Raw genomic sequence first — 21,948 nt, 5'->3', positions numbered from 1 at the left:
AGTAAGGTGAAAAAAATGAATGCATCTATGCTAAAGAGATTTTTACGAAACCTCGGTATTTTTATTTATATTGTCATTGCAGCTATTAATATTTACTTAACGAGAAATGATCTGGGCGATATGCTTACCCGCCTTGTGCTGCTAACTATTTTACTTCCTTTGTTTTTTAGTTTTGTGTATGCGTTAGGAAAATCACATTTTAAGAGACAAGAAGGGCTCGCTGAACAAGAGAAGAAAAAAGAGTAAAAAAAGCCTTTTATCGAGGGGTGATTCCCCTTTCTAAAAGGCTTTTTACTTTTTTTCATATAGCTGAACATTAACTACATCAGGATGAACGTAATACTGTTTGGCAACTTGATTTACCATTTGCTGAATTTCCCTTTTCTTATGGGAAGAAAGGTGTTCGCGGGGTAGAAGAATCAGAATTTGAGCTTCCGCATAGTTATTCAGCACCCTAACTTCTTGAAAGCCATGCTGCGTCAAAAAAGCTTTTAACACTTTTTCAAAGTCTGTGCTTTCTTTTTGAACAAATATAGAAGGCTGATCGTAAGAAAATAGCGAAACCTCTTTCTCTTCAGGCTTTGTATACACCGCCCAAGCAGTTATGAGCACTGTGACAGAAATACCCACATTTAACATCCACCTTTTCATACCACGAACGCTCCTTTTAATTAAGTTTGTTCATGATATGAAAAAATTCGTTCATTCATGCGTTATCTTCCTAGCCATCCTCCGTCTACAGCAAGTAAGTGCCCATGAATATAAGCAGATGCATCAGATGCTAAAAAGACAACCGCTCCTTTAAAATCATCTGCTTGCCCCCATCTGCCTGCGGGAATACGTTCAATGATTTGTCTGCTGCGCGTTTCATCGTTAATAAGTGCTTCATTCATATCAGTAGCAATATACCCTGGTACAATTCCATTAACATTTACGCCTTTTGCTGCCCATTCATTAGATAAAGCCTTTGTAAGCTGAGCAACTCCGCCTTTTGCTGCAGCATAGGCCGGAACGGTAATACCTCCTTGGTAAGAAAGCAAAGATGCCATATTAATGATTTTTCCGCTTCCTTGTTTAAGCATTTGGCGGCCTGCCTGCTGACATAACAGCCATACGGTTTTTAAATTAACATTGATAACAGCTTCCCAATCTTCTTCTGCAAAGTCTACAGCGGGTGAACGTCTTTGAATGCCCGCATTGTTCACTAAAATATCGAGCTTGCCAAAATAAGCAACAACCGATGAGATCGCTTCGCTTACTTCAGAAGCATTTTCTAGATCGCAATTAACAATAAAACATTTTCTTCCGAGACGTTCAATTTCTTCTTTTACTCCAAGAAATTCCTTTGATCGCTGCAAAAGAGCTATATCCGAACCTGCTTCTGCCAAAGCAATCGCCATTGACCTTCCAATTCCTCTTGTTGCCCCCGTAATCGCTGCTACTTTACCATCTAAAGAAAACAAATCTACTGTCATTGTTCATTCCCCTCTCCGTTTGGTGCAAATAAAACCTTAAGTGATTCATCAGGCCGCTGCATAAACTCAAACCCTGCTTGAATATCTTCAAGCGGCAGCTTATGAGAAATTAAAGAATCTGCTGCTATTTCACCGCTTGCCAGTAAATCAATAGCCGTCTGAAAATCTTCCCTTGTATAACATCTCGTTGTAGTTAATGAAATTTCTTTAAAGTGCATCGCTGCTAAATCTACTTCTGGAGCTTTTTTGTATACGCTCACCACCACAATCTCTCCTTGAATACGGCTTGTTTCAACCATTTGTTTTGCTGTCATTTGATTTCCGGCTACTTCAAACACAACGTCTGCACCAACGTTGCTCGTAAGCAACTGTACTTCTTTTACAACGTCTTTTTTTGCTGCATCAATAGGTATAAAGCCAAGTTCTTTCGCTTTAGCTAAGCGATAAGAACTAATATCTGAGATCATTACTTTTTTTGCTCCTGCTCGTTTCGCAATCATCCCGATCAGCAGTCCAATAGGTCCTGCTCCTAAAATGACAGCTTGGTCTCCTACTTTCAACCGCGAGCGTCGTACTGTATGTACGGCAACTGCTACAGGTTCTGCAAGAGCGGCATGCTCGCTAGACAGTTTCTCTGGCAAGAGGTGAAGGCGGTTCACTGGAACAGCCACGTACTGCGCGAAGCCTCCATCTTGATCAATGCCAATTAATTTTAACTTTTTACAGACGTGAAACTGTCCTTTTACACATGCTTCGCATATTCCACAGCTAAGCGTAGGTTCAACTGCTACGCGGTCACCTAAAGAAAATGTTGTTTCCCCTCGGATCTCTTCTATAACTCCGCTGAATTCATGTCCCATAATAAGCGGCGCTTGTGCTCTAGGATGTTTTCCAAAATAAATCATCATATCCGTTCCGCAAATTCCAGCATGAGATACTTTTACAAGCGCTTCTCCTTCTTTTATAACCGGTTTCGCTTTTTGCTGCATAACGGTTTTTGTTTCTGAAACGTAGACACCTGCTTTCATTTCTCCATCCCCTTTGTATACTTGTCGACAACTTGAAGATAAAAAGGTCCAAAACATTTTGAATTTTTTATCCCTTTTTTATGCTTCATTCAAAAGTGAAGCTGTTATCGTATTTCGCGTGTCTTCAAAGTGACGCTTCACTTCATCTTGAATGCGTTCTGTATTTTGAGACTTTAATGCTTTAATCATTTCATGATGCTGCTTTATCAGTGGGAGCACAGCTGCTTTATCATCTCGAAACCTTTTTTCAGTGGTAATTAAAAGAGCAGCTAAAATAATTTCACGGATGCTTTCCCACAATTTTAATATCCGCTTGTGGTCTGCTTCGATAATCACGAGCTCATGAAACCGCAAATCTTGATAAGCAAACTCTACATAGTCATCGTATTTAGCTGCCATGTTCATTTGATCAATGCTTTGCTCAAGCTTTTTAATAAGCGAATCATGGTTGACTTCAGATAAACGTTCTAAGACAAAATGTTCTAAAAGCAGACGAACATCGTACAGCTCGTTTAAATCCCTAGTTGTTAAACCAATAACAACTGCTCCCATTCGCTGCAATTCAATAAGCCCTTCGTTTGAAAGGACTCGCAGTGCTTCTCTTATAGGAGATCGACTCATTCCAAACTCTGCCGAGAGCTGATTTTCCGATAGAATGGTTCCTTTCTTTAGCTCGCCGCTCATAATTTGAATTCTTAATTTGCTAACAACTTGTTCTCCCAGCGAGGCTCCGCGAAGCCATCTTTCCGGGTAGGTTACCTTTTTAATGTGTCATCACTTCCTTAGCCAACTTGTATACAAGTATTCAAGATTTAGTATAGAGATAAGAAACCCAATTGTAAACGCTTTCTTTATAGAATGTATATTTTTACAATTCTTTCTTACACTAAGAACTACTGATAAATAAAAGGTGGGAAGATGAATGAATCAAATGATATTATGGGGGATTCTTGTTATTCCATGGTTTTTACTGCTGCTGCTTGATAAACAGCGTGTTAAACGATTTTTTACTGTAGGGCTATTTGCTGCATTAATGATGACAATCGCCTATCAAGTAGCGGAAAAAATGCACTGGTGGACGGTTCAAGAAAACGTATTTTTTCTTACTAGCATGGGAGCAACGATTTATTGCCTTCATATTGTGATTACGATCTTTGTCTTTTACCTTACGTATCCCGGGTTTATCTTGTACATAATTGTTAACATTATTTTGGATTTGATTCATGGTTATGTTATTGTTCCTTTTCTCGCTAAAATTGGGCTTTATAATCTGTATGATATCAGTCATTTTGGGCTTTTCCTTGTCATGACTACCGTAGCCATTATCCTTTACTTGTTTCAACGGATGCTTGACTTTATATTTGAGGAAAGCCCTGCATAAAAAGCCACAGCAAACGCTATGGCTTTTTAATCAATAAAAAAATGGAATAACCGTATCTCCGCGAATCGGTTCAACGGCCGCATGAAACTGAATTTGCAAACTTTTTGACGTTTCGATGTCAGAGGCATCCATGACGTGAAAATGAATGTGAGGTTCGGATGAATTCCCGGAATTTCCACATCTTCCAAGCAGCGTTCCTTTACGAACCACGTCTCCTTTTTTCACAGAAACCGTTCCTTTCTTCAAATGTGCAAGCACGCTGTATTCTTTTCCTTCATGCTCAATGATAACGTGATTTCCTAAAGGATTTTTTTTATTCGTGTGTCCAATTTCATTATCTTCTTGACCATCAGCTGCTGTGATAACGACTCCTTCAAGCGGCGCTACAACTTTTTTTCCATAAGCATAGTAATCTTCGTTTTTCGTTCCATCATTTTTATAGCTTTGCTTTCCTTTTCGCACGACTAAATCATACGCATACCTTTGGTTTTCGACTGGATGGTGATAGTTCAACACCTCATGCTTTCCTCCCCAATAGACAAACCATTCACTTTGAATCGGCATCGTATATTTGTTTGTACTCCATCGATCTCTCTCTGAAAATGATTCTATAGGAGCAATCACAAGTGCTTGTATAATGTTATGTTCATCAAACATGACGCTGATGAATTTTGTCTGCCTAGAATTTAACCAAATAAACTGCTCAATTTGAGGAGTTAAATAGAGATTTGTTTCTAGTCTGTAGAACTGTTCTCCTTGATTAAACAATTTGCTCTGCTCTAAAAATTGCTGAAGCGAAACTTGACGTTTAAATTCTTCGCTTACACAATCATAAAGCTTCTTAAAATCCCCTTGTGCAAATAATGTTCCAAACTCTTCTCTGATGTTCACTTTTCTCTCTGTATCCATCATTATAATCCACCCTTTTATATGTATTTCAATTTGTTTGAATTATCTATAAGTAATACGTTTTACGTTGTGAAAAGGTTTCATTTTCCAGTTATTCTATCTCAAAATCTTCTTCTATGCCGTATTTACAATTTCCTCAATACATTTTATACTTATTTTACAAATATTTGAAAGGAGGTGCAGCATGATGAAAATAACGTTAAATAAGAAAATCAAGCTGCGCCGAATAAGTATTTTTGGCGCTTAGATTTTAAGGAGATTTCACAATGAAAGTAGCATTAGTACGTCATTACGAAGTAAACAAAGGGCTTCCAGAAAACAACCGCTTATCCACTGATGAACTAGTGACTTGGTTTCAGGAATATGATGAATCAGATATTACGTATGGAGAGACTGATTTGAATAATATCGAATGGAAACGCTGTTTTTCAAGCGATATGCCGCGAGCACACAAAACGGCAAAGCATATTTATAAACAAGAGATCACGCTTCTTCCGGAACTTAGAGAAATACCTATGCCTATTATTCCAGTAAAATTTAAACTTCCTTTTATCCTCTGGGCATTACTGTTTCGCATGTCCGGACTCATCAACAAACAAGCTCGTAAAGATATGGCTGAGACTAAGAGAAAAGTAGCAGCAGTGCTAGATCGCGCTATTTCCGAGTCAGAAGACGATTTGCTGATTGTCAGCCACGGAGGCATTATGAAGTTTATGCGTAAAGAACTTATAAAACGCGGCTTTAAAGGGCCTCGGTTTGATATTGCTGTTAACGGAAAGCTTTATCTTTTTGAAAAGCAATAGAATGAAACTTACTAGAAAAAGTCGCAGAGACTACTCTCTGCGACTTTTTAATAACCATTTTCTTCAATTGTTAATGCTTCACGCAAAGCGATATCTTTTCGGATATTATGAGCGATTTCACGCGTGATTTCTCCTTTTTCATAAAGTTCTTGCACCGTTTCCCGCTCGGTATGAAACGCTTTATAACATAAATCTCTCGTTGCTTTTTTACGTTTTCCCGAATTATACTCCGTACTCTCTTTTCTAAGTCTTGCCATGGATCTATGGTATTCACTAATGATAGCAAGTGAAATCATTCGATTTTCTTCGTTCATATTTTCTTTAATGACCTTTATCGCTTCTTCCATCATTTGAATACGTACTTTGTTCACTTTGCTTCTTCTTCGCAAGCTTTGTTTTCTTAACGCCTGCTTATTCGGTGAAAAAATTCGGACTAGTAATAATAAAACTTTTTTAAACCTCATCCAACTCACCAATAATTTGTACCTTACACGATTGGTTACAGCCATTTCAAGCTTGTGCGTATGTTCCAAACAAATATACGCTGTCTCACGGTCTATGTTTTCCTCTTTTAATAGCTTTTCCACCAATTTCCCCTTGGCCTGAAGAGCCAGCAATCGAATTTCTTCTTCATACTGTTTGTTTTCAGAGGCTTCTAAAGGATGAGTTTTAACAATGATGTTATTAATCGTTGTATTATACGTTGAAATTAACGAAAGCGCTGCTCCACGATTTTCCTCGGTCATTTCTCTTTTTAACCGCTGAATAGCAGCTTTGTGCACTTTAATGCGTGCTTTAACCTCTTTTGTATTGCGCTCAGGCTTTTTCGGCGCCTTTTCTGTTTTCGCAATGACAGGTAAAAGAATACTTGCCGCAACTAAGGTTAACAATATAACGCCTGCTGCTAGAAAAATAATCAGAGAGCGTTCCGGAAAATCACTGCCGTTATCAAGCGTATATGGAATCGAAAACGCTCCGGCTAACGTAACAGCTCCTCGTACACCTGAAACCGTGATAATGCCAATAGACCGAGGCTCAGGTTTTAGATGCTTGTTATTTTTGTAATACCAGCCTACTGACCATGACACCATTACCCAAATAAATCGTAGTACAAGCAAAAAGACAGTAATAATCAAAATATAAAGAAGCACTTGTCCATTATTAAAGTTTGGATCTTGAATAATTGCTTTCGCCACTTTTGGTATTTGCAGACCAAGCAGTACAAACACCAAGCCATTTAACAAATATAAAATAACCGTCCAAGTACTTTTTGATACTACTTTAAGCTGCTGATTAGGTGATTCCTCTCGGTCGCGCTCAATCGCATGCACAATCCCGCCTGCTACAACTGCCAAGATTCCTGATAAATGAAAATGCTCAGCAATGTAGAAGACAACGAATGGAGTTAGAATTTGTATTAACATATGAATCGTAATATCTTCCATTCCTAAACGTCGAACAAGTACACGCAGTCTGATAATCAGAAAAGCGATAAATGCTCCTACAAACAAACCTCCCAGCGCTACCCAAAGGAACTGAAATGTAGCATCTACTATCGAAAAGACGCCCGTTACGGTAGCAGCTACTGCTACTTGAAACGCTACAAGACCAGAGGCATCATTCATCAGCCCTTCGCCTTCCAGCAAATGCATAATTCGCTTAGGCAGCTTTACTCGGCTCGCCATAGCTCCAACAGCCACTACATCTGTTGGGGACAAAATAGCCGCTAGTGCAAATGCAGCCGGTAATGGAATGGAAGGAATGAGCCAGTTGATTAGATATCCCCCTACTGCCACCGTTACAAAAACCAGTCCCAGCGCTAGTAATAAAATAGGTGTACGAAGCTTCCAAAGAGCAGCTCTGGACACGTTTTTCCCATCATTAAATAATAGTGGGGCAATAAATAAAATAAAAAATAATTCAGGCTCCAAATGGACATCTCCGCCAAATGGCAAGATAGCAAGCCCTGCTCCCAAAGCTATTTGAACTAATGGAACAGGAATAAATGGTACAAAATGATTAATGATATTAGATAGACCAATCAAAGCCAATAAGACTAATATCGTCAGAAAAAATTCCATAAAAACAATCGACTCCTACTTCTATTTACATCCTTTTAAAGTATCACGTTATCTCTTTTCGTTCATTTTATAGTGTTTAGTTTACACTTTTTCTGCCAAAAAATGTTGCGGGTTATTAAAAAGTGCTCTTTCTTTTCGGTAAGTTTATTTCTACGGAGATTAAGGGAACAGTATACATGATATTCTTTATTTACCATATAAATCAGCTCATCAAACTTTTATAAAGGAGGTGTTCCCTTATCCGTTTCAACGGGGTAAGGAGATAAATTTGGAAACAGTAAATGTCATCTTATTCATCGTATTAATCATATTAACAGCCTTTTTTGTTGCAACGGAATTTGCCGTCATTAGGGTACGGTCGACTAGAATCGACCAGTTAATTGAAGAAGGGAACCGGAACGCTTTAGCAGCAAAAAAAGTAGTATCAAATTTAGATGGTTATCTTTCAGCCACACAGCTGGGCATTACGGTTACCGCACTGGGTCTAGGCTGGATAGGTGAACCTACGGTAGGTCATTTATTAGAGCCGCTTATTGACATGCTTCCTTTTGCTACATCACTTTCGCATGTCATATCTTTTGTTCTTGCTTTTTCGATTGTCACATTTTTAAATGTGGTAGCTGGAGAACTTGCGCCCAAAACGGTGGCAATTCAAAAAGCCGAACAAGTGACGCTGTTATTTTCCCGTCCCCTTATTCTTTTTTCTAAGTTACTTTATCCGTTTATTTGGCTTTTAAACCACTCAGCCAGAGGCGTTGTAGGATTATTCGGCCTGAAGCCAGCTTCTGAAAATGAAGTAGCTCATAGTGAAGAAGAGCTTAGAATTATTTTATCTGAAAGCTATGAGAGCGGTGAAATTAATCAATCGGAGTTTAAGTTCATGAATAATATTTTTGAATTTGATAATCGTACGGCTAAAGAAATCATGGTGCCTCGTACAGAAGTTGTTAGCGTATCAGCAGATGAAACAATAGAAGAATTCTTAAAAATGGCTAGAGTAGAGCAATATACTCGCTATCCAGTAGTTGTAGATGGAAACAAAGATCAAGTGGTGGGATTAGTTAATATTAAAGAAATATTAGCGGATTACATAAAAGAAGATGATATTAAACCACGTACCGTGCAAACGTATATGAAGCCCATCATTCAAGTCATTGATTCCATCGCCATTTACGACTTATTGCTTAAAATTCAAAAAGACAGAATTCACATGGCCATCTTAATAGACGAGTACGGAGGAACAACAGGGCTTGTAACGGTAGAAGATATTTTAGAAGAAATTGTTGGTGAAATTCGTGATGAATTTGATGATGATGAAATACCGGACGTACACAAAATGAATGAAAATCACTACGTACTCGATGCGAAGGTGTTGATTGAAGAAGTAAATGATTTACTCGGAACAACTATTGAACAAGAAGACGTTGATACCATTGGCGGCTGGATGCTGACCGAAAAGTTTGATCTTGCTAAAGGTGATAGCATCACACACGAAAGTTTTTTGTTTAAAGTCATTGATATTGAACATCACCATATCAAACGAATCGAAGTCACAAAGAAAAAAAGTACGGATAACAGCTGATTATCCGTACTTTTTTTGATGCTCTTTTTTTAACTGCAAGTACTCTTTATTCTCTCGTGCTTCCTTCCATTTTTCCATAAAAATAGCCGCCGATTCTGCTTTTTGTTCATCAATTTGCCTTTCGTTACGCTCTCCGTCTTTGCTGTATTTTCTTCCACCTTTATAGTTCGCGTAGCGCCTGGATCGCGTGTATCCCATTTGGAGAAATTTGCGAGCCATATCCATTCCAACAAAATCGTTTTTTTCTTTGTAGGTTAAAAAAAGTTGATAGATAGCATCCGCGGATTCTTCAGCAATTTCAGGTGTTCGAAATCGCCAATGAGGAAGAATTTCACTTTTATAGGGCTCAACAAGCAGAACTCCTTGCTCGCCTTTTCCTACTCTATATTTTTCAGGATGTTTTCTAAAATCGACATGCTCAAAATCAAGTGAATAATCAAATGCCACGGCTCTTCCCTCCTTTTTAATCTTTACCCTTTACAAATGAATGACAAAACTTTTCTTAAAGAAGTTTTTCCCCTGCTGATGCGGGTAATAATAGGGGGATGAGTATGACTACCTTTTTTTCTTCGAGTTAAAAGAAGTCCGAACTTATTAAATCATGATACGGGAGATTTCGTTATGTCAATAAAACTGCAGCAAAATCGAATCAAAGCTAATTTTTGGATTACTCCTTCTATATACGGAATCGTTGCTTTTGTTTTAGCCACTATTAGTACGTTTATAGACCGATTTTTAACAGCTCATAAACAGTGGTTAAAGTTGGTTCCTTCTGTATTTCTAACGGATAAAGAGCTTGCTCATACTATTTTGAGTTCAGTGTCAAACTCCTTATTAACGATGACGACGATTACGTTTTCTTCTGTGTTAGTGGTACTGACTACGTTTGTAGGCCAGTTTTCTCCTAGAACGATTCAAAATTTTAATACAGATGCCAAAACCCAGCGTGTGCTTGGCACTTTTATCGGTGGGTATGTGTACGTGCTTGTACTACTTATTCAAGTTCGAAGCAATCAAGTCAGCAACACTTTCATTGTTCCTTCACTAGCCATTTTGGTAGCTTTCATTTGTCTAGGTATGTTTGTATTTTTAATTCATCATGTCATTAACTGGATTAAAGTCGGCAACTTAATTTCAAACATTGCCCAAAAAACGATGCTAACCATTGAAGAACGGCAGCTAGAACAGCAAAAATCACCTCAATCAAAAAATGAAGAACAGCTTAATTTTGATAGTGAAAACACGCTGCAAATTAAAAGTAACAAACAAGGATATATTCACTATATTGAACTCAAGCATTTAACTACACTAGCATCTAAACATAATGTTATTGTGAAACTTGAAAAAGCACCCGGTGAGTACGTCGAAGAAGACACACCTCTGCTAAGCGTGATCCATCACGATCAATCATTAGAACACGAAAAATTTCTTCATTGTTTGTTTATTACAAATGATCAAGAATCGATTCAAGATGTGAAGTTAGGGATTCAAAAGCTGAGTGAAATTGCATTAAGAGCTATTTCACCCGCTATTAATGATCCTGAAACAGCCATTAACTGCATTGAACAGCTCACGCAAGTGTTTATTAAACTTGGAAAAAGCTATTCTTCTTCCTCTTATTATTACGATGAAGAAGGGTGCATTCGCGTCATGCTAGAAAAACCTTCTTTTATGGATTATTTGTACAAAGCATTCTACCAAATTCGCCATTATGGGAAAGAAGATGTTTCCGTGATGTCTGCTGTCATTAAGGCATTAACCGTAATCGCTGAAACAAATCGCTCTGCCATCAAAAACGACGTGTGGTTTTTTTCTTCCTATATCGTAGAAGGGCTGCAAAAAGAAAAGTGGCTTAAAATGGACAAAGAGTTTCTTAATCAGCTGCTCAAAAACCTTGCAAAAGCTTGTGAAAAAAAAGGCGCTTCTATGTTGATAGAATAAAAACCAAAAAACGCCGCTCATCAACTGAGCGGCGTTTTCTTACGATATAAAGTGCTCTATCTCTTCTCTCTTTTTCACTATTATAAGTTTATCGTTATATGACGTACGAAGGATATGCAAAATTTCAGGTTTACTTTGCTTTTCAAAATCCGCATTCCACTGAAACATTTTAATGAAAATAGAAAACGTCGGTGCATAATTTGCTTTTTCTATTTTAGCTTTTTGCAGAACATACCTTTTTATAATAAACCATATTCTTTTTAGATAATAGATGTCGAGAAAAATAATAAGGTCAGCTCTATTAAAACTTTCATTCACCCACGTATAGTGTACGCCTTCTATAATCCATTCTTTTGAAGCTGAAATATGATGTAAACACTTTTTTCTATCCGCTTCACTTCTTCTTTTATCTCCTTCATATGTTCGTTCCCACATAATAATAATATTATCAAGTTCGTAGTGAGGAACTTTTAATTCATGGGATAATAAACGAGCAAGAGTTGTTTTTCCACTTCCAACAGATCCAACGATATGTATTTTTTTACATAAAGCGCTTTGAATACTTCATCTCCTCCTACTTCAAATCTGTTTTTTTACACTTATTGTATAATTCACGTTCTTTTTCTCTAATGCAAACCAGAACATTTTATGCTAGTATTTTATGGTACTTGACTGACAAAAGGAGTGAAATCGCAGTGCCTAAAACCCTTTTTGGAAAACTTACGCTGTTTTGGATTGGGCTATTTTTATTGATTACAGGTCTATTTTTTTATTATAAATATACAAATCAAGCGTTTACCGCTGCAGATTTATTCTTTCGCGTCTCTCCTCCATTAGCTACTGTTGGCTTCCTTTTAAGCGTAGCCGGACTATATGAAGAACGAGGAAAAAACAAGCTAATTCCTCTCCTTGTACTCAGCGTTAGTTTTGTCATGCTCTGCCAAGCAGGCTATCATTTTATACATATGCATACTCCACCGCCGCATCCCTGACTTTGTCTCATTCTCATTTATAAAAAAGCTCTTCGTTTAGTATATTAAACGAAGAGCTTTACTCTCTATTCAAATAAACGCACAAGCTTTTTTGTATAGGGATGCCTGTTTTTATCAAATAGCTTTGCACGTTCAAACTGATCAATAATCTCACCTTGCTGCATAACTATCATGCGGGTACTCATAAAATTTACCGCTGCTAAATCATGCGAAATAAACAAATAAGATAGCTGAAACGTCTCCTGCAAATCTTTTAATAAATTTAAAATTTTCGCTTGTACCGTAACATCAAGACTCGCTGTTGGCTCGTCTAATAGCACCAGAGACGGACCTACGCTAATGGCACGCGCAATCGCTACACGCTGAAGCTGTCCACCGCTGAGTTCATGAGGATAATTCAACGCATATTCTGCGCTAATCCCGACTGTTTCTAACAAATAAAAAGCGAGTTCTTTTTCGTTTCTGCTCACATGAGATAAAAATGAAGGAACGGTTCGCTGCTGCCGCAAAGGCTCGAGCAAAGAATCGATGATTTTTACTTTTGGATTAAAAGAAGCCGCGGGGTTTTGAAATACAACTTGCATGCCTAGACGAGCTTGCTGCAGTTTTTTTTCTTTTAACCGGTGAAGAGGTTTCTCTGCAAACCATACTTCTCCCTGCTGAATTTCTGTTAACCTTAGCACACTTTTTACAAGCGTACTTTTTCCGCTGCCACTTTCTCCAACAACCCCTAAGCATTCCCCTTTATCGATATGCAGGGAAACATTATTTAGCGCTTTAACGTCTTTATACTGTTTCACCAGCTCCGTGACGCGTAATATACTTTTTTCTTTCATATCTTACTCCTATATCAACACTTTTTTCTGCGTATCTAACAATCGATCAGGCGTTTTCTGTAAAGAAGGAATGGCGTTAAACAGTTTTTTTGTATAAAAGTGATCCGGAGCTTGAAACAGAGATTCGATACTGTTTTCTTCCACGATTTCTCCTGCTAACATAATGGCTGCTCGGTCTGCATATTTCCGCACATGACGCAAATCATGGGTAATGAATAAAATGGCACAGCCTGCTTCTTCTTTCAGCTTATACAGCAGCTGAAGAACTTCAGCTGCTGCCACGCTATCTAAAGCAGTAGTTGGCTCATCTGCAATAATCAAGGCAGGCTTCATCACCAGTGCTAAAGCAATCGCTGCTCGCTGAAGCTGTCCACCGCTCAGCTGAGAAGCATAGCTTTTATACACGCGTTCATTCGGTAAATTCACAGCTTTTAGAGCCTGAAAAATAGCAGCTTTCCTATCTTTTTTAGACAGTTTACAATGTGTACGAATCGTTTCATCAAACTGCTTTCCGATTGTTAAAAAAGGCGTAAAGGCGCTTCGATAATCTTGAAAGATATACGAAATATCTTTTCCAAGGATAGGCGCATATCCTTCCTGCTTAAAAGTAATAGAGCCTCCTTTAAGCGTGACACCTGACGGCAACAACCTTCCTATTGATGCAGCAGTGATACTTTTACCGCTTCCGCTTTCTCCAATGAGCGCCATCCACTGTCCTTGCTCGATTGTAAGAGAAATGCCTTTTACAATTTGTTTTGTTTTATTATGAATGACTAGATGTTTTATTTCTAAAACGATGACAATCACCTCTTTTACCGACTAACTTGATATTTTCCTCGAATATATTCACCTAAAGCTGTAAACGTCAGCACAAATAAAATAATGGCCAAGCCTGGTATCAACATTAACTGCGGAGCATTGTAAAAGTAGGCCCTGCCTTCATTTAGCATCGTTCCCCATTCCGGAGTAGGCGGCTGAGTCCCTAGTCCAATATAGGATAGTGAAGCCATCATTAAAATAATTTTCCCTATATCCAGCGTAGCAAGAACAAGAATATGTCCTCCCACATGAGGAAGAAAGTGGCGCAGGATTAAAGGCAGTGTTCCCACTCCGTTTAATTTAGCGATCAGCACATATTCTTTTGACTTTTCTTGAAGCACAATACTGCGCACTACCCTTGCATAACTAACCCACTTTACAATAACCATCGCAGCAATTAAGTTCAATAATCCAGGCCCTAACAGTCCGCTTAAGACGATGGCTGCAATATAGTCAGGAAAAGCTAAAAAAGCGTCTACAATTCTCATTAAAAAGCGGTCTATTTTTCCTCCAATATACGCTGAAACTAAGCCAACGGGTACTCCAATCAAAAGAGAAAGAGCTAAGACAAGAAAACTAGTCCCAATTGTGGTCTGAGCTCCAGCTACGATTCGTGAAAAGAGATCTCTGCCTAAGTGATCAGTTCCTAACCAGTGATCACCGGTGGATTTTTGAAGCCGGTCTTGCATATTGACTTGTGTTGGATCCATCGGTGTTAGCTGACTTCCAAACAGACAAAATAAAATAAGCGCAATACCACACACGCTTACCACTACAAAAGGAAGCTGCGGCTTTTTCACGTTTTATCCCCTCCCTTTACATAGAGCTGGGGATTTACATATTTGTAGCTCAAATCCACAAGTGAATTAATTAACACAACAAACAGGCCCATCCACAAAATATACCCTTGAATCACAGGATAATCGCGATTCATAATCGCATCAATAACTAATTTTCCAATGCCAGGATAAGCAAAAAGCACTTCAATGATGACCGTTCCTCCAAGCAAACTGCCTAAGCTCGTTCCTAAAATGGTAAGGATGGGCGTTAAGCTATACCGGAACGCGTGAAAAATAAAAATGCGGCTTTCACTTATTCCTCTTGCTCGAGCGGATCGTACAAAATCTTGTTTCAGTCCTTCTAGCAGACTAGCTCTAACCATTCGCATATACACAGCGGACATGGCAAAACCAAGTGTTAAAGAAGGCAGCACAAGATGAGCTGCTGTGCCTGTCCCCATCGAAGGAAGCCATTGAAGACGCACGGAGAACAGCTGTATAAACAAAAGACCGAGCCAGAAGCTGGGAATAGACGCTCCAATTAAGGAAATACTTCTGCTGAGATAATCAATCCACTTATTCTGGTATAGTGCTGACAGCGTGCCGAGTGGCACAGCTATTAGCAGCATCACAACCAAAGATGCAGCCGTTAAGCGCAGCGTAGCCGGAAACTTCTCGGCTAATTCATTAATGACAGGCTCTTTTATCATATATGAAGATCCTAAATCAAACTGAAAAAAGCGCTTCAGCCACTTTACATATTGAATATATACGGGTTCATTAAACCCTAGCTCTGTTCGCAAACTATTTATTTGTTCCTCAGAAACTGCCACGTCATCTACGCGGAGCATTTGCTTAACTGGGTCTCCTGGAGCCAGCTTCATCAAAACAAAGCTGAGAAACGATAGGATAACTAAAAAAATGAGTAATTCTATTATTCTTTTACCAATTAATTTCATATCTATTTCACATCTAAATCCTTTGTTATCACGTAGTATTCACTTTTGGTTGTGACCCAATTTTTCACATTGTCTCTATAGGCCACAAAATTATTCGGATGAACAATCGAAGAGTGCAGCGTTTCCTTTTCTGCTATTTCTCCGGCTTGTCTTGCTAACTTATTGCGCTGTTTTTGATCAACGGTTTTATTAAGCTCATTAATAATGGATGCTAATGCTGGTTCATGAAAATGCCCAACATTAAATGCTCCTCCCTCCATGTAAAGAGCATTAAAGAAGTATCCTGCATCTCCTCGCGGCGCGGTTACTAGACTATATGTAACGATTCCCCATTCATCTTTTGTTGTCATATATTCGTCCATATTTTCTACTTGTTGAATGTCTATTTTTACACCAATTTTTTTTGCTTCTGACTGAAGCATTTGTGACATTAAAGGCAGCTCTGGACGATAAGGGTATGTAACGAGCTTAAAGGAAAGCTGTTTTCCATTTTTTATTGCTTTTCCATCCTTGAGTATATAACCGGCTTTTTCTAAATATGTTTGAGCCTCACTCGGTCCATAGGTTTTCGTTTTTTGATCGTTCGAAAAATCTAAACTCTTTAAAAATGGACCATTTGCTGGGGATCCTTGACCTGCAAGCGCTGTATCGACAACGTCTTTTGGATTTAATAATACATCAAACGCTTTTCTAACATTTTTATCTTTAAACGCTTCTTGCCTTGAATTATAGAAAAGCATTTGATTTCTCAGGCTCGGCTGTATATCTACTACGATAGAAGAATCTTTTTTTAATGTGTTTAAGCTTTCAATAGCCGGACGGTATACAATATCGGCTTCACCTGATTGCAAAGCGGACGTTCTTGCATTTTCATCATCATTAAATGTTAACACAACTTCATCCAATTTTGGTTCCCCGCCCCAGTATTCTTTATATTTTTTTACTTTCATTTCATTATCCTGTTTAAACGAAGCTACTTTAAATGGCCCTGTTCCCACGGGTTTACTTTTTTTATTTGGAGCATCAGCATCAATAATTGCTGTATTTGGATGAACAAGTTCAGAAGGCAGCGTGGCAAGCGGCTCTGTTGTTGTAATGGTTAAGATTTGGCCACTGGCTTTCATTTCTTTAATTTTAAGTGCACTTTTCATTGCTTCGCTTTCTTTTATCGTTCTTTCTAACGAATGTTTCACAGCTTCAGCATTCAGATCCTTGCCATTTTGAAACGTAATCCCGTCTCTAATCTCAAACACCCAGGTCGTCCCATCATTTTCTGTTTTCCACTTTTTTGAAAGCCACGGTTCAATCTGTAATTGCTCATTAACTTTCACTAACGTTTCGGCAATACCGGCTCGTACAGTTGTATAATTTAACTGTGGATCGAGCGTGTCACTTGGAAAATTCGATACAAAAGTAAGTGATTTCTTTTCACTCTTTTCTTCGGTACTCGCAGAGTTAGCCGAACATGCCACTAGCATACCTATCGCAGCAAGCGTTAAGCATAGCAAACTTATCCTTTTTCTCATATAAAACCCCTCCTTTATTCAAAACTATCTTTTTTTATGTACGGTTTCTAACTATAACTTCCCCCTTTTAAATCGTAACGATTATTATTATCATAAAAAGTTTAATTTGTTTACCTTACTTTGTCAACAAAGGTTTTTGAAGGATATAGGCGCTCCAACACTTGTTTTCACCCGTTATGATGATTAACGCATACAAATGAGCATAAAAAAACAAAGCCTTATCGAGGCTTTGTTTATGCAGCGTGTTTTTTTCTTTTATATTTCCACATCATATATCGATAACGAATCGTGCAGCCTATACAATATCCCATCAGTGCTACACCAGCAGCAAGAATGACCATTATACTAAATACATAGCCGACAAGCGTATAACCCACTAAAAAAGAAATGAAAGCAACTCCCATACATATCGTTGCAATCCATTGGTTAAAAAGCTGCTGATCCCGGTCTTCCATTTGATAAGAAGAAGCAGGCTTTTTGAGAAGCGTTTTCCCTGCCATAATTACGGGATTACGCTTTGTTGCAAGTGTGACTACTCCAACGAGAAAAGGCAAAAGTAAAAGCCACTTTGCCGCAAGTAAAGCGATCAAAACCGTTATAACGATAAAGAGTTGATTAAGCTGAACTAATGGTTTGGGAATGCTCATGGAACTCCTCCTTCTTAAAACCTATTATACAAATTGGTTTACTAAATTAAAAGAAAAAGCACTCCAAATCAGCGATAAGACTCATATAAAAAAGTTACATAATTTCACTAACGTACTTTAAGATCAGTATCGTAAATAAAATCAAGACAACGTATCGTAAAGAACGAATTCGACGTTGAAGAAGACGTTTTACATGCCTTTTATTACGCATATGGGTTCTTCCTTTCGTATATTGAATTGTCTCTAGACACACTTATATCATACTTTTCCGGAGAACACCAACGTCAGAAAAAATTGCCAAGAACCACAGCATTATGCACTTAGAAAGCCTTTTCCAATTACATCTCGTACATCGTGTACAATCACAAATGCTTCATCATCAATTTTTTTAATCAGCTTTTTAAGTTTAATAAGCTCTTGTTTATTAATGACTACATACAAGATTTCTTTTGATTCTTTTGTATAGTTTCCTCGACCGTTTAGAATCGTTACTCCGCGATCAAGCTGTTCATTTATTTGATCCGCTACTTCGTTTTTGTTGCTTGAAATAACGGTAACGGCCTTTTTGGCATCGAACCCTTCAATAACGAAGTCAATTACTTTTGTTGTAATGTACAGCATGACGATTGTAAATAGTAGCTTTTCGATTCCAATAATAAAATAAGAAGCCAATACCACTAGTAAATCAACCATTAAAAGTGCATGACTGACTTTCCAGTTTAAAAACTTATTTAGAATTCGAGCAATAATGGCTGAACCTGCTGTTGTTCCACCAACTCGCAAAATCATCCCAATTCCAACGCCTAGCAGTACACCGGCAAAAATCATGCCAATGAGTTCTTCATGTAACTGAAGACCCCAGCCTTCAGTTACATGAAGAAAAATAGATGTAGCGATAATCGTAATCATCGTATAGACGATGGTTTTTTTCTCTAAAAATTTATACCCTACGATAAGCAAGATACCGTTTAAAATAAAGTTAGTGATGCCCGTTGAAAGATGCGTTGTATAATATAAAATAATTGATATACCCGTAACGCCGCCTTCACCTAGTCCTATTGGAATGACAAACATGTTAACTGCAAGTGAAAATACAAACGAACCTATTAATAAAAAGATGACATCTTTTACTGTTTTACTCATCGATTAAACCCTCCTCGGCATAAAAATTCACATAAAAAAGCCCCTTCTCCAAAAGAGAAGAGACGCTTATGTTTAGTTTTTATATTACGTATTCTTAAATTGCCATGTATGACTATAATATGTTCAAATACGTTTGTCAAACGGAAAGTTTATGCATTATGTGTAACCAAGGCTATGAGTCATTTATCTTTTATGTATACTAGGAATGTTTTAATTTATTTAAACAAAGACGTATGCAGGAATTAGTTGACTCAATTAATTCTTTATCGCCTTTTTTCAATCGAATTTCTAACGCACGTTGAAAATAGTGATGTGCTCTGGAAACAACCCGCTGATCAAGTAAACATTTTCCATAATGCTGATAGACAAAGTCTTCATATATGTGAAGGTCTTCATCTGCTTTTAATTGTTCAATGAGTAGCTGAAACGTTTCATTCGCTTTATCCCACTGTTCTTGCCAGTGATATGTATGTCCAAGTCGGATCGTATTCAAAAATTCACCTATTGTATCAGCATGCCGGTCATATAGATAAATGGCCAGCAGCAGATGTCTTTCACTGCTCGTTAATTCTCCAAGTATGCGCTCATATACACCAATATGTCCATATGTTTTAGCAGCGGCACACTCATCCTCTTCTTCAAGAGCTCGTTTCTTTAAATAGATAATTCCCTGCTTCATTTGGTGTGGGTTAACCGGAACTTCTCGAAGCTGTTCATTAAATCGATAACTCATATTAAACGGAAGATCTCTGATGTTCATGCACGCTCCTTTCATGTGGCACATCAGCAAACATACTTTCATGACCGCTTGCTTATGGTCCATTGGATGTAGGATTCTTTCCATTTTGATACGTTTACGCGATTTACAGGAAAGCTCAGCAAAAGTGCTGAGCTGTTGGTTCTTATTATTTTACTTATATATCCATTTTATCACAAAAAATACTACCGTAAAGATGCTCAGGCAGTCTTCATATAAAAAAATGGTTTTTTATCAATAAAAATGGTTTTATACTCTTGAAAGCCTATACGCTGATACAATTTTTTGGCTTCTAGGTTATTATATTCAACGTTTAACGATAAAAACATCTTACGCTTTTTGGCTTCTTGCTTGGCTACATTTAAAAGAGCCGTTCCTATCCCTTTTCCACGGTAAGCTTCATCTACACATAGAGAGTCAATATAATAATCTCCATGTTCAGTTTCTATATCAATTTCCCACGCTGGATTATTAAGTTTAGCACGCACAAAACGCTTAACTGGTTCATAAAGCGTTTGTAACATACTTCCTTCGTAGCAAAGCATAAGTCCAACTACCTTCTCATCGACTTCTGCGACTGTAATATGATGATAGCTATAGCGATTCTTCTCAGACAGAATAAACGCTTTAAGTCTTAAAAGCGCTTCTTCATTCGTTGTAGCCGCTGTGTGAGAGCGCGCAATACTGCCAAGCATGTCATAAAGTAATTCCGTTACAGCAGAAGCATCTTCTTTTCTTGCTTTCCTTATTTTCACGATTTTCAAACTCCCTTTATTCTCTTCGCTTGCGTTATTTGTAGCAAACCTTCTTACCTATCTACTTTAACACGAAAAAGAAAAGAAAGAAAAAATTAACTCCTAATCTTCCTTTCATTGTATAATTAATGTATATTTTCAAATGAATGGATGATGACTATGAAAAAACGCCGTCAGCAGAAAGATACTACGGTAAGTGGATGGGAAGTTTTAGCAGAAATTCTTTTACAGGTGCCTCAGCTGCTCATATGGCCACTGCGTCTTCTTATACGGATTGGTCGCTCTTTGTTGGATGGTATTTAGCCAATCCTATACACATACTTACGGAACTCACAAAAAAAGAAACTCAGCAGCTACTGAATTTCTTTGTTAGTTTTTTGCTTTTGTGTATCCTGCTTCTTGCGCATCTTTTTCCGTACAGAACCAAATGACGTTGTTCATGGTTTGGCTGTAGTGTGCCCCTGTTGGCACGTGATAAATTTTAGAGTTTTGATTTCCTTTTATTTTACCTTCACAGCTTTTGGCAGACTGAGTATCCTTTTGTTTAGAAGAGGACTGATTTTTTACAGCATCCGTGTTATAGCCTTTTTCTTGGGCATAGTTTTCAATACTCCAGATGCCTTTTTCGCTTTTTCGAGCCTGCTCCTGTATTTTCTTAAATTCATCTACGTACTTTGTATTAGGAGGAAATACCGCTACGCGGGCTAACCCTTTTGCTAGCAGCTCTTCATTATACAGCTCATTGTCTATCCATACATACGCAAGCAAGCGTCCATATTGATCACGTTCCTGCACATCAAATTCAAGAGTGATTTCCTGCCCTTCTAGCCTTTTTTTCGTGTAAGCAGATGCTTCTGGACCAAAGGGCTGTACGCCTAGTTTGGGATGCTTTGTTTCAGGGGTATCGACAAGAAGTAGTCGCACTCGATCTCTCTTTCCGTTCAGCATTTTCACTTTAAGCGTATCACCATCCACCACTCTTTCTGCCGTAGCTGCCTCACCTACTACATCTTCACGACTTGCTTTAGAAGGACTATGATCGTCTTCTTGATCTGATGAACTTTCTACTTGAACTGCTTGTTTTGTATCCGTAGAAGATGTGGTTGAATGACTTGCCTGCTCATCGCTGCATCCAGTAAGAAGCAGCATAAACGTCGCGAGCATCGCGTAAATAATTGCTTTTATTTCTTTCAAAACCCGGGTCCTCCTTTAACACGTTCCCTATCTACTATATAAAAGTAAAATGATTTTATAAATAGTGTAAATCACCTAAAAACAAAAACTCGTGAAAATACCTTTCACGAGTTTTTTCGTGCACCTGTTATAAAAATTGGTTACCTGTTTTAAAATCATTATTTAAATGGCATCTATTTTATTTTTATCTCACGAACACATTTTTCGTTTTCGTGTATCCAGATTTTTAATCATGAGGATATTTTACACTACAAATACATTTATCGTCTACCGGCTTATAAGAATAAGGAATAGCCGCACAAATAGAATAAGTATGAATATTTCAATATAATAACTAGCTA

24 protein-coding genes are annotated in these 21,948 nt (G+C 37.9%); 7 read left to right on the top strand and 17 right to left on the bottom strand.

What is annotated here, in order from left to right; all coding sequences use genetic code 11:
* The first annotated feature begins 15 nt into the window (after positions 1-15).
* A complete protein-coding gene (locus AC2YJL_RS09845) occupies positions 16-246 on the top strand; it encodes a hypothetical protein (protein WP_195696715.1) in 231 nt (76 codons plus the stop codon).
* A 45-nt stretch (positions 247-291) separates the two neighbouring features.
* On the opposite strand, the gene AC2YJL_RS09840 is transcribed toward AC2YJL_RS09845, so the two are convergent.
* The 4 genes from AC2YJL_RS09840 to AC2YJL_RS09825 form a co-directional block, all read right to left on the bottom strand.
* Entirely contained in the window at positions 292-651 is a 360-nt protein-coding gene (locus tag AC2YJL_RS09840) for a hypothetical protein (protein WP_369360985.1), read from the bottom strand.
* A 62-nt stretch (positions 652-713) separates the two neighbouring features.
* Positions 714-1,475 carry an SDR family oxidoreductase gene (locus AC2YJL_RS09835; protein WP_195696713.1) on the bottom strand — a complete coding sequence of 254 codons (762 nt, stop codon included), beginning with the start codon at positions 1,473-1,475 and terminating at the stop codon, positions 714-716.
* The gene (locus tag AC2YJL_RS09830) at positions 1,472-2,503 is read right to left on the bottom strand and encodes a zinc-dependent alcohol dehydrogenase (protein WP_195696712.1); all 1,032 of its coding nucleotides are present in this window, start codon (positions 2,501-2,503) and stop codon (positions 1,472-1,474) included. Before AC2YJL_RS09830 ends, AC2YJL_RS09835 begins: the two co-directional genes overlap by 4 nt.
* Before the next feature lie 78 nt (positions 2,504-2,581).
* Positions 2,582-3,226: a GntR family transcriptional regulator gene (locus AC2YJL_RS09825; protein ID WP_269067690.1), complete on the bottom strand. Its 645-nt coding sequence runs from the start codon at positions 3,224-3,226 to the stop codon at positions 2,582-2,584.
* Between the two features lie 199 nt (positions 3,227-3,425).
* Here AC2YJL_RS09825 and AC2YJL_RS09820 point away from each other — a divergent pair, with 199 nt between their 5' ends.
* Positions 3,426-3,884 (top strand): hypothetical protein, encoded by a 459-nt coding sequence (locus AC2YJL_RS09820; RefSeq protein WP_195696711.1) that lies wholly within the window; start codon positions 3,426-3,428, stop codon positions 3,882-3,884.
* 30 nt (positions 3,885-3,914) lie between these two features.
* Here AC2YJL_RS09820 and AC2YJL_RS09815 read toward each other — a convergent pair whose 3' ends face one another.
* Positions 3,915-4,796, bottom strand: a complete 882-nt coding sequence (locus AC2YJL_RS09815; protein WP_195696710.1) for a M23 family metallopeptidase — start codon at positions 4,794-4,796, stop codon at positions 3,915-3,917.
* Positions 4,797-5,059: 263 nt separating this feature from the next.
* On the opposite strand from AC2YJL_RS09815, the gene AC2YJL_RS09810 reads away from it, so the two are divergent.
* Positions 5,060-5,596: a histidine phosphatase family protein gene (locus tag AC2YJL_RS09810; RefSeq protein WP_369360988.1), complete on the top strand. Its 537-nt coding sequence runs from the start codon at positions 5,060-5,062 to the stop codon at positions 5,594-5,596.
* A gap of 47 nt (positions 5,597-5,643) precedes the next feature.
* Here the strand turns inward: AC2YJL_RS09810 and AC2YJL_RS09805 are convergent, their stop codons facing one another.
* Positions 5,644-7,677 carry a Na+/H+ antiporter gene (locus AC2YJL_RS09805; RefSeq protein ID WP_050690517.1) on the bottom strand — a complete coding sequence of 678 codons (2,034 nt, stop codon included), beginning with the start codon at positions 7,675-7,677 and terminating at the stop codon, positions 5,644-5,646.
* A gap of 268 nt (positions 7,678-7,945) precedes the next feature.
* Here AC2YJL_RS09805 and AC2YJL_RS09800 point away from each other — a divergent pair, with 268 nt between their 5' ends.
* Positions 7,946-9,259, top strand: coding sequence for a hemolysin family protein (locus AC2YJL_RS09800; protein WP_230932924.1), 1,314 nt, complete (start codon positions 7,946-7,948; stop codon positions 9,257-9,259).
* Here AC2YJL_RS09800 and AC2YJL_RS09795 read toward each other — a convergent pair whose 3' ends face one another.
* Positions 9,260-9,706 (bottom strand): DUF4385 domain-containing protein, encoded by a 447-nt coding sequence (locus AC2YJL_RS09795; protein ID WP_195696707.1) that lies wholly within the window; start codon positions 9,704-9,706, stop codon positions 9,260-9,262. It abuts the gene before it with no gap.
* Between the two features lie 174 nt (positions 9,707-9,880).
* Here AC2YJL_RS09795 and AC2YJL_RS09790 point away from each other — a divergent pair, with 174 nt between their 5' ends.
* The gene (locus tag AC2YJL_RS09790; RefSeq protein WP_230932925.1) at positions 9,881-11,200 is read left to right on the top strand and encodes a DUF2254 domain-containing protein; all 1,320 of its coding nucleotides are present in this window, start codon (positions 9,881-9,883) and stop codon (positions 11,198-11,200) included.
* 695 nt (positions 11,201-11,895) lie between these two features.
* The gene (locus AC2YJL_RS09785; protein WP_230932926.1) at positions 11,896-12,192 is read left to right on the top strand and encodes a hypothetical protein; all 297 of its coding nucleotides are present in this window, start codon (positions 11,896-11,898) and stop codon (positions 12,190-12,192) included.
* A 65-nt stretch (positions 12,193-12,257) separates the two neighbouring features.
* Here the strand turns inward: AC2YJL_RS09785 and AC2YJL_RS09780 are convergent, their stop codons facing one another.
* From AC2YJL_RS09780 to AC2YJL_RS09740, 9 genes are all read right to left on the bottom strand, one after another.
* Positions 12,258-13,028, bottom strand: coding sequence for an ABC transporter ATP-binding protein (locus tag AC2YJL_RS09780; RefSeq protein ID WP_195696705.1), 771 nt, complete (start codon positions 13,026-13,028; stop codon positions 12,258-12,260).
* A gap of 9 nt (positions 13,029-13,037) precedes the next feature.
* Positions 13,038-13,835: an ABC transporter ATP-binding protein gene (locus AC2YJL_RS09775; protein WP_195696704.1), complete on the bottom strand. Its 798-nt coding sequence runs from the start codon at positions 13,833-13,835 to the stop codon at positions 13,038-13,040.
* A gap of 5 nt (positions 13,836-13,840) precedes the next feature.
* Positions 13,841-14,647, bottom strand: coding sequence for a nickel transporter permease (gene nikC, locus AC2YJL_RS09770; protein ID WP_195696703.1), 807 nt, complete (start codon positions 14,645-14,647; stop codon positions 13,841-13,843).
* The gene (gene nikB / locus AC2YJL_RS09765; RefSeq protein ID WP_487374718.1) at positions 14,644-15,585 is read right to left on the bottom strand and encodes a nickel ABC transporter permease; all 942 of its coding nucleotides are present in this window, start codon (positions 15,583-15,585) and stop codon (positions 14,644-14,646) included. The genes nikC and nikB overlap by 4 nt, the downstream gene beginning before the upstream one ends.
* 2 nt (positions 15,586-15,587) lie before the next feature.
* On the bottom strand, positions 15,588-17,111 hold the full coding sequence (gene nikA / locus AC2YJL_RS09760) for a nickel ABC transporter substrate-binding protein (RefSeq protein WP_195696701.1): 1,524 nt from the start codon (positions 17,109-17,111) through the stop codon (positions 15,588-15,590).
* A gap of 233 nt (positions 17,112-17,344) precedes the next feature.
* The gene (locus AC2YJL_RS09755) at positions 17,345-17,758 is read right to left on the bottom strand and encodes a DUF4395 domain-containing protein (RefSeq protein ID WP_195696700.1); all 414 of its coding nucleotides are present in this window, start codon (positions 17,756-17,758) and stop codon (positions 17,345-17,347) included.
* Positions 17,759-18,070: 312 nt separating this feature from the next.
* Positions 18,071-18,901 (bottom strand): YitT family protein, encoded by an 831-nt coding sequence (locus AC2YJL_RS09750; RefSeq protein ID WP_369360992.1) that lies wholly within the window; start codon positions 18,899-18,901, stop codon positions 18,071-18,073.
* A 199-nt stretch (positions 18,902-19,100) separates the two neighbouring features.
* Positions 19,101-19,661 carry a hypothetical protein gene (locus AC2YJL_RS09745; RefSeq protein WP_034651039.1) on the bottom strand — a complete coding sequence of 187 codons (561 nt, stop codon included), beginning with the start codon at positions 19,659-19,661 and terminating at the stop codon, positions 19,101-19,103.
* Between the two features lie 197 nt (positions 19,662-19,858).
* Complete coding sequence (locus AC2YJL_RS09740) at positions 19,859-20,413, bottom strand: GNAT family N-acetyltransferase (RefSeq protein WP_195696698.1); 555 nt, start codon at positions 20,411-20,413, stop codon at positions 19,859-19,861.
* Positions 20,414-20,572: 159 nt separating this feature from the next.
* Between AC2YJL_RS09740 and AC2YJL_RS09735 the strand changes: the two genes are divergently transcribed.
* Positions 20,573-20,716, top strand: coding sequence for a hypothetical protein (locus AC2YJL_RS09735; protein ID WP_153254062.1), 144 nt, complete (start codon positions 20,573-20,575; stop codon positions 20,714-20,716).
* Between the two features lie 66 nt (positions 20,717-20,782).
* Here the strand turns inward: AC2YJL_RS09735 and AC2YJL_RS09730 are convergent, their stop codons facing one another.
* A complete protein-coding gene (locus AC2YJL_RS09730) occupies positions 20,783-21,607 on the bottom strand; it encodes a thermonuclease family protein (protein WP_195696697.1) in 825 nt (274 codons plus the stop codon).
* Between the last annotated feature and the right edge of the window lie 341 nt (positions 21,608-21,948).

The sequence above is a fragment of the Priestia sp. SRI_019 genome, from assembly GCF_057586255.1.
This window is presented reverse-complemented; position numbering and strand designations above follow the sequence as displayed.